The sequence below is a fragment of the Bradyrhizobium sp. PRIMUS42 genome, from assembly GCF_023006515.1.
Lineage (GTDB): Bacteria > Pseudomonadota > Alphaproteobacteria > Rhizobiales > Xanthobacteraceae > Bradyrhizobium.
In genome coordinates this window covers 1-2719 of sequence record NZ_JALBGZ010000788.1, presented here as the reverse complement: position 1 = coordinate 2719, position 2719 = coordinate 1, and the positions used below count along the sequence as shown (strand labels likewise).

Annotated in this window: 4 protein-coding genes; 1 reads left to right on the top strand and 3 read right to left on the bottom strand. The window is 64.3% G+C overall.

Annotated elements, in window-relative coordinates; translation table 11 throughout:
* Positions 1-292: 292 nt before the first annotated feature.
* From MOV75_RS33640 to MOV75_RS33630, 3 genes are all read right to left on the bottom strand, one after another.
* Entirely contained in the window at positions 293-637 is a 345-nt protein-coding gene (locus tag MOV75_RS33640; RefSeq protein WP_247007489.1) for a hypothetical protein, read from the bottom strand.
* Positions 638-797: 160 nt separating this feature from the next.
* Positions 798-1598, bottom strand: coding sequence for a hypothetical protein (locus MOV75_RS33635; RefSeq protein WP_247007488.1), 801 nt, complete (start codon positions 1596-1598; stop codon positions 798-800).
* A 262-nt stretch (positions 1599-1860) separates the two neighbouring features.
* A complete protein-coding gene (locus tag MOV75_RS33630; RefSeq protein ID WP_247007486.1) occupies positions 1861-2097 on the bottom strand; it encodes a hypothetical protein in 237 nt (78 codons plus the stop codon).
* A gap of 227 nt (positions 2098-2324) precedes the next feature.
* On the opposite strand from MOV75_RS33630, the gene MOV75_RS33625 reads away from it, so the two are divergent.
* Positions 2325-2618 carry an antibiotic biosynthesis monooxygenase gene (locus MOV75_RS33625; RefSeq protein WP_247007484.1) on the top strand — a complete coding sequence of 98 codons (294 nt, stop codon included), beginning with the start codon at positions 2325-2327 and terminating at the stop codon, positions 2616-2618.
* The last annotated feature ends 101 nt before the right edge of the window (positions 2619-2719 follow it).

Here is a 2719-nt window from a genome sequence, read left to right as displayed (position 1 = left end):
CAAGGACGGCCGCGCGCGCGAGGCTGCGCGCGCAAAGCTCGCCGAGCTCGCGAGCGCCGAGCCGACACAGGTGTCAGTACCGAGAAGGTGAGGGTATCTCTCCACGAATCCCGGAATCGTAGGGTGGGCAAAGGCGCACTTGCGCCGTGCCCACGATCTCTGCAATACGGCGACCGACGCGTGGGCACGCTTCGCTTTGCCCACCCTACGATGCTGTCGTCGAGGAAAGAGACCCTCATCCGGCGCTTCGCGCCACCTTCTCCCACAAGGGGCAGAAGGAAGAAAGCTGCGGCTACTTCGCCTTCTTGGCTTTGGCTTTCTTTGCCTTCTTCTCCGGCTTTTCCTTCGCCTTCTTCGCCACCTTCACCACAACGGGCGTGCTGGCGGCAATCCGCATCGATCGCGCGTAGCTGTCGGCGACGTTGTCGGCGGACATCTGCAGGCGCTTGGCGGCGGCGGTGGCCTGCTCCATGGTGGCCTTGGCCATCATCTTGAAGCGGTCGGCTGTCTCCTTGCCCTTGGCCTTGGCCGCAAGGCCGTTGAACCGATCCCGCCGCTCCTTGGCGCGGGTCATCAGGCCCGTATGCAGCTGTCTGGCCAGTTGCCGGATCACGACATCCAGGTCGGCGTCCGCCATGTTGTTCTATCCTCTTAAAACGGTATCGATGCGGGCGGGACTATGCAGATCGGGCCCTGCCTTGGCAATTCCCGCCGGGGAGTCATCCGCAGCTTCCGGCTGGCCAAAACTAAAAAAGCCGCGCATGTCGCGCGGCTTTTGAACGTTTCAGCGGGGCGCCTCACTTCAGCGAGGCCACCGGGCCGTTTGCCGCCACCGGCTCGGGGTCGAAGCCAAACACGCCGACCAGATATTTGTAATAGTCCGGCATCTTCTCCTTGAGCGCTTCGCGCGACTTCGGGTCGTGGAATTCGCTCTTTCCCGACAGGAAGATGCTGGCGGTCACCGCAAAGAACTCCATGGGATTCTTCATCGCATAGGAGTCCTTGGGGAGAAGGTCCTTGGACTTGGCGAGCGCGTAGTAGGCGATCACGCCCTTGTTGGCATAGCCGTCCGGCAACAGCCGCGCGTGATAGGCGTGCAGCAACTCGTGCAGCAGCACGGCCTCCTTCTCGTACCGCATCATGTCCGGACGCAGCATGATCACGCCGAGCCCGGAATCGACCGCGAGGTCGACGGCGTTCGGATTCGTCCAGCGCTGCTTGTTCGGGTCCCACACCGTGAGCGTCCGCGGCGCGGTGCGGTGGATCTCCGGCGTGACCCGGCCGTAGCACGCGGTCGCGGCGCCTTCGTCGAGGCAGGCCAGCTCGCTCGCGACGATCGGCACGGTATGGAAGAAGCGCAGCACGCGCGGCGAGAGGCCAGCGCCTTCGACGAGATCAATCTGCTGCTTCAGATTGTCGGTGAGCTTGTCGACGTCCTTGCGGTCGGAGTTCTCCGACAGGTCGAACATGTAGCCGCGGTAGCTCTGGAAGCCGGGCGGCAGCGACTGCGCTGCGTCGGCATCGAGCGATCCGGCATGGGATGGACTGGCGAAGAGCGCGCCGACGATGGTTGCCGTCAGCAGCAACGCAATGCGCATGATGAACCCCCTGATGTCACTTCGCCCAGCAGGATAGGTCACCGGTGTTTGCGAAAAGTGAGTGGGGCAAGACTAAGGCAGCGATGTTGAGGCGTGCTTAACCGTTGGTTGCAGAGCGTGCGGGTTGGGTTAGCCGCCGGTTAACCAAGGATAGGTGGATGGCCGCCCCGGCCGGCGAGGCGCTTTCTCCACTTGCAGACAGGGTTCGATTGCGAAAAGGCCGCGCTGCTCTGCGCGGCCTTCGTTTGAGGCGCCGGCCTGCTCAGTAGTCATAGCCGGGACGGCCAGGATAATACTGCCGATTGCAGGCCCTGCGGCCGCGGTCATAAGCGGCCGCATTGCCATGGGCGAGCGCGCTGACATATTTCAGGCAGCGCACGTAATTGTCGTTGCCGAGCCAGTCCAGGCTGCCGGCGGCAGCGGGGGTGAGCCGGGCGGAGCCGGCCAACGTCGTGATGGCGACGAGGGCGGCGATAGCCGAAAGCGCGATGGTTCTCATGGTCGGTGTCCTGTTGCGGCTGCCCGATGCAGCCGGTGTGGACGCAACCATGCCGGAACGCGCGCGGAACAACTGTGCCGGCCATCACGCTGGCCGCACGGTCGGTCGAGATGCGATCCGTTGGGTAAAGGCGGGCGATTGATGCGAGGGCGTGGATCGTTTGCCTGCCAAGGCGTAAGATCACCTTGGGCACTATGTCCCCAACACGTAGCTGGAAGGAGGATGCCATGTATGCCGCCATCCGTCAGGCCAAGGCGAAGAGCGGGAGCGCTGAGGAGCTGGCGCGCCGCATCAAGGACGGCGCCGTTCCGATCATCAGCGACGTCGACGGCTTCCGCGCCTATTACGTCGTCTATGCCGGTGACGACACGGTCACCGCGATCTCGATCTTCGACAAGTTCGAGCAGGCCGAGGAGGCAAACAAGCGCGCCATCGCCTGGATCGAGAAAAATCTCGGCCCCCTGCTCGCGGGGCACGCGAGCGCGGCCGCGGGGCCGGTGATCGTGCATACGCTGGCGTAGGGCTGCCGTCGTTGAAACGACTGTTTGCTCGACCGGCAGTCTCGTGCCCCGGACGCAGCGCGGCGCCTCTTTGGCGGTGCGCTGCAGAGCCGGGGCCCACG

Coding starts and splice junctions, on each gene's coding strand:
- MOV75_RS33640 (WP_247007489.1), bottom strand. CDS start 637: ATGGCGGACGCCGACCTGGATGTCGTGATCCGGCAACTGGCCAGACAG.
- MOV75_RS33635 (WP_247007488.1), bottom strand. CDS start 1,598: ATGCGCATTGCGTTGCTGCTGACGGCAACCATCGTCGGCGCGCTCTTC.
- MOV75_RS33630 (WP_247007486.1), bottom strand. CDS start 2,097: ATGAGAACCATCGCGCTTTCGGCTATCGCCGCCCTCGTCGCCATCACG.
- MOV75_RS33625 (WP_247007484.1), top strand. CDS start 2,325: ATGTATGCCGCCATCCGTCAGGCCAAGGCGAAGAGCGGGAGCGCTGAG.